Below are 4,835 nucleotides of genomic sequence, written 5' to 3'. Positions count from 1 at the left end.
TATTTTGTACGATGCGACAGTGTCTATATCGATTTGAGATAGAGAGAATTCTCCATCTCCTACGAACATGGCATCGGGAACTCGGGATAGAGCTGAACGTAAAACTTCAATTTGTTCTTTTAGGAGTGATAGGCGTAAATCCTCGACTTTTTTGCGAAAGTCATCTCCACCATTGTTTTCAACATTAAAAATTCTATTTAAAAATGCGTCGTTGGCCCGTTCCTTTGCGCGCTCTAACCAAGGTCTAATAGCCATTATTATGTAAGTTGCTTTTATTGCTGCGGGCGCCTGTGTTCCCCATTCTGCTAGATATCTTAAAAATGCTTCTGCCGCAGATGTAACTCGATCAAATTTGGGGCAGTCATCTCGATATTTTTTTACTAATACAGCGATAGGAATTTGCATGAAATTCATATCGCCATTCACCATGACGCCTATCGGATCGCATAGCGATAATTCGAACAATTTGTCTGCGGAATCATATGTTTTCTGTTGGTCGCTACCAGCAGATATGGTGACGGCACTATCTGCAGCTAGAGCAACCGCAGATTTGTTCAAGATTGCGACCTCGGCTGTCATGTAATCCCCCCTTTTACGGGTAAGGAATATGTATTGAATTATAGAAAACGCAAGATATTACTCCGCTGCCACAGCCTCCAGCCCCAGCAACGGCGCCAGATAGCGTCCAGTGAAGCTGCGCTTCTCCTTCACCACCTGCTCCGGCGTGCCCTGGGCGACGACTTCGCCGCCTCCTTCGACTGCGTTCTCGGCTTCGCTCGAACTCCGCTCAGGACAGGCTTCACGCCGCCTTCCGGTTGATCGCGTTCGACCGTCCCCCGGACGGTCTCGGCGCGATCAAATGTCGATGATCCTTTTATTCAGCGGCCTCGGTCTTCGGCTGGCGTAAAAGGGGGGCGAGGTAGTGGCCGGTAAAGCTGCGCGGCTCCTTCACCACCTGCTCGGGCGTGCCCTGGGCGACGACTTCGCCGCCTTTCACGCCGCCTTCCGGTCCCATGTCGATAATATAATCCGCCGTCTTGATGACATCGAGATTATGCTCGATCACCACGACGCTGTTGCCCTGTTCGACCAGGGCGTGGAGGACTTCCAGCAGCTTGCGGACATCCTCGAAATGCAGGCCGGTGGTGGGTTCGTCGAGGATATAGAGGGTGTTGCCGGTGGCGCGGCGCGACAATTCCTTGGCGAGCTTGACGCGCTGGGCTTCGCCGCCCGACAGGGTGGTGGCCTGCTGGCCGACCTTGATATAGCCAAGCCCCACTTCGGCGAGCATCGCCATCTTGTCGCGGATCGGCGGCACGGCCTTGAAGAATTCGACCGCATCCTCGACCGTCATGTCGAGCACGTCGGCGATGCTCATCCCCTTGAACTTCACCTCCAGCGTCTCGCGGTTGTAGCGGGCGCCATGGCAGACGTCGCAGGTGACATAGACGTCGGGGAGGAAGTGCATCTCGATCTTGAGCACGCCGTCGCCCTGGCAGGCTTCGCAGCGGCCGCCCTTGACGTTGAAGGAGAAGCGGCCCGGCTTGTAGCCGCGCGCCTGCGCTTCGGGCAGGCCCGCGAACCAGTCGCGGATATTGGTGAAGGCGCCGGTATAGGTGGCCGGGTTGGAGCGCGGGGTGCGGCCGATCGGCGACTGGTCGATGTCGATCACCTTGTCGCAATGTTCCAGGCCCGTGATCTTGTCATGCGGGCCGGCGACGATGCGGGCACCGTTGAGGGTGCGGGCGCTGGCGGCGTAGAGGGTGTCGATGGTGAAGCTGGACTTGCCCGATCCCGACACGCCGGTGATGCAGGTGAAGGTGCCGAGCGGGATCGACGCGGTGACGCCGGTGAGGTTGTTGGCGCGGGCATTGTGGACGGTGAGCTTCTTGCCCGAGCCCTTGCGGCGCTTGGCCGGGACTTCGATGCGGCGGGTGCCGTTGAGATAATCCGCGGTCAGGCTGTCCTTGTGCGCCAAGAGTTCGGGCAGGGTGCCCTGGGCGACGATGGTGCCGCCATGGACGCCGGCGCCCGGCCCCATGTCGACAATATAGTCGGCGGCGCGGATCGCATCCTCGTCATGCTCGACGACGATGACGCTGTTGCCGAGGTCTCTGAGACGTTTCAGGGTGACGAGCAGCCGGTCATTGTCGCGCTGGTGCAGGCCGATCGAGGGTTCGTCGAGGACGTAGAGGACGCCCGAGAGGCCCGAGCCGATCTGGCTGGCGAGGCGGATGCGCTGGCTTTCGCCGCCCGACAGGGTGCCTGATGTGCGGTCGAGGTTCAGATAGTCGAGGCCGACATTGTTGAGGAAGCCGAGGCGCTCGACAATTTCCTTGAGGATGGCGCGGGCGATCTGGTTCTGCTGCTCATTGAGCGCGTCGGGCATCGCGGTGAAGAAGGCGAGCGCGTCCACCACCGAGCGGCGGGTGGAGACGGAGATGTCCTCGCCGGCGATCTTGACCGCCAGCGCCTCGGGCTTGAGGCGCGCGCCGTGGCAGGTCTCGCAGGGCATGGCGGTCTGATATTTGCTCAGTTCCTCGCGCATCCAGGCGCTTTCGGTCTGGAGCAGGCGGCGGTTGAGATTGCCGATCACGCCCTCGAACGGCTTCTTGACCTCATAGCTCTTCTTGCCGTCGACGAAGCGCAGGGTGACGGGCTTGCCGCCGGTGCCGTGGAGGATGATGAGCTTCACTTCGCCGGGCAGATCGGCCCAGGCGGTGTCGAGGCTGAAGCCGAATTCCTTGGCGAGGGAGCCCAGGACCTGCATATAATAGGGGCTGGGCGGGTTGGACTTGGCCCAGGGGACGACGGCGCCCTTCTTCAGCGAGAGGGCTTCGCTGGGGACGACCAGTTCGGGGTCGGATTCCTGCCGCTCGCCCAGGCCGTCGCAGGCCGGGCAGGCGCCCATCGGCGCGTTGAAGGAGAAGAGGCGCGGCTCGATCTCCGGAATGGTGAAGCCGCTGACCGGGCAGGCGAATTTCTCGGAAAAGACGATGCGGTTGGCGGGGATGCCGGCATTCTTCATCTTGCCCGCGGACTGGGCTTCGTCCTCGCGGCCGGGGACGACGCCCTCGGCCAGATCGACGAAGGCGAGGCCGTCGGCGAGTTTGAGCGCCTGTTCGAAACTGTCGGCGAGGCGGGTGGCCATGTCGGCATTGACCGCCAGGCGATCGACCACGACCTCGATGTCATGCTTGTATTTCTTGTCGAGGGCGGGGGCATCCTCGATCAGGTAGAGCTCGCCGTCGATGCGGACGCGGGTGTAGCCCGCCTTCTGCCACTCGGCCAGTTCCTTGGCGTATGTGCCCTTGCGGCCGCGCACGACCGGGGCGAGCAGGTAGAAACGGGTGCCTTCGGGCAGGAGCATCACCCGGTCGACCATCTGGCTGACGGTTTGCGCGCTGATCGGCTCGCCGGTCGCGGGCGAATAGGGGATGCCGACGCGCGCCCAGAGCAGGCGCATATAGTCGTATATCTCGGTGACGGTCGCGACCGTGGAGCGCGGGTTCCTCGACGTCGTCTTCTGCTCGATCGAGATGGCGGGGGAGAGGCCCTCGATATGCTCGACATCGGGCTTCTGCATCATCTCCAGGAACTGGCGCGCATAGGCAGAGAGCGACTCCACATAGCGGCGCTGCCCCTCGGCATAGATGGTGTCGAAGGCGAGGCTGGACTTGCCCGAGCCCGAGAGGCCGGTGATGACGATCAGGCTGTCGCGGGGCAGATCGACGTCCACGCCCTTGAGATTATGCTCGCGCGCGCCGCGGACGCTGATGTGGGTCAGCATTCGGTAAACCTCTGCTTCGGAATATGGGTCAGACTCATGGCGGCGTTGTTCCAGATTTGTTCCGTGGGGGCAAGGGGGCGTTGCCCGGTCGGGAGGCAAGATAGGAAGGGGGAGCGGCCAGGGGAAGATGGCCGGGCGTGGACGATGGCGCGCTGCGCCGGCCGGAGGGCGTTTCTGGGTCGGCTGCGGGCGCGTCTCGGCCTGTCTCGGGGTTTCCATGGATGGCCGCGGCTATGGGATCGCACGTAGAAACGGGGCATGACCTATTGGCGGCTCCATTGGCATGCGGGCGTCCTGAGCGTGGCGGGCAGCGTCGCGGGCATGACATTGGCGACGACGGGGGCCATGGCCCAGAGCGAGACGCCCGCGGGGCGGATCATCTTCCTGGGCTGGACCGAGGGCAAGGACCATTCGGTGTGGCTGTCCGGCGTCGATCCGGGCGAGTTTTTCGTCGTCTTTCCCGAGACCGGGGAGCGGGTGGACAGTTGGACCCAGCCCGATACCGGCCTGCACCTGACGGTATCGCCCATCGTGCGGGAAAATGGCGGCACCCATAATCTGTTCGCCCATATTCGCACCGAATATGCGGAATATGACAATTTCGTCGATTCCGCCGACCAGCATCCGGGCGGCATCAATTTCCCCGATCACTGGAACCGGCCCGACCCGGAATTGCCCGATCTGATCACGCCGGAATTGCGGCCGAACCCGGATACGGTAACGCCGGGTCTGCGGCCCAATCCGGATCTGATCACACCCGGCCTGCGCCCCTTGCCCGGGACCGTGACGCCGGAGCTGCGGCCGAACCCCGATACGGTGACGCCGGGCTTGCGGCCGAACCCTGATCTAGTGACGCCGGAGTTGCGGCCGAACCCCGATACGGTGACGCCAGGCTTGCGGCCCAATCCGGATACGGTGACGCCGGAATTGCGGCCGAACCCGGACACGGTGACGCCGGGTCTGCGTCCTGATCCGGACACGGTGACGCCGGGTCTGCGGCCCGATCCGGATACAGTGACGCCGGAATTGCATCCTGATCCCGAAA

The 4,835-nt window shown here is 62.3% G+C and carries 2 protein-coding genes and 1 pseudogene; 1 reads left to right on the top strand and 2 read right to left on the bottom strand.

Annotated features, from left to right (window positions below; all coding sequences use genetic code 11):
* Both CG471_RS30420 and uvrA read right to left on the bottom strand, forming a co-directional pair.
* Positions 1–579: hypothetical protein (locus tag CG471_RS30420; protein WP_218964299.1), on the bottom strand; the 579-nt coding region annotated here is incomplete at its 3' end.
* 295 nt (positions 580–874) lie between these two features.
* Complete coding sequence (uvrA, locus tag CG471_RS28915) at positions 875–3,790, bottom strand: excinuclease ABC subunit UvrA (protein WP_099234559.1); 2,916 nt, start codon at positions 3,788–3,790, stop codon at positions 875–877.
* A gap of 258 nt (positions 3,791–4,048) precedes the next feature.
* Between uvrA and CG471_RS28910 the strand changes: the two are divergent.
* Positions 4,049–4,835: pseudogene (locus tag CG471_RS28910) on the top strand (hypothetical protein); the annotation flags it as partial.

Source organism: Sphingobium sp. IP1 (assembly GCF_002708645.1).
Lineage (GTDB): Bacteria > Pseudomonadota > Alphaproteobacteria > Sphingomonadales > Sphingomonadaceae > Sphingobium > Sphingobium yanoikuyae.
This window is presented reverse-complemented; position numbering and strand designations above follow the sequence as displayed.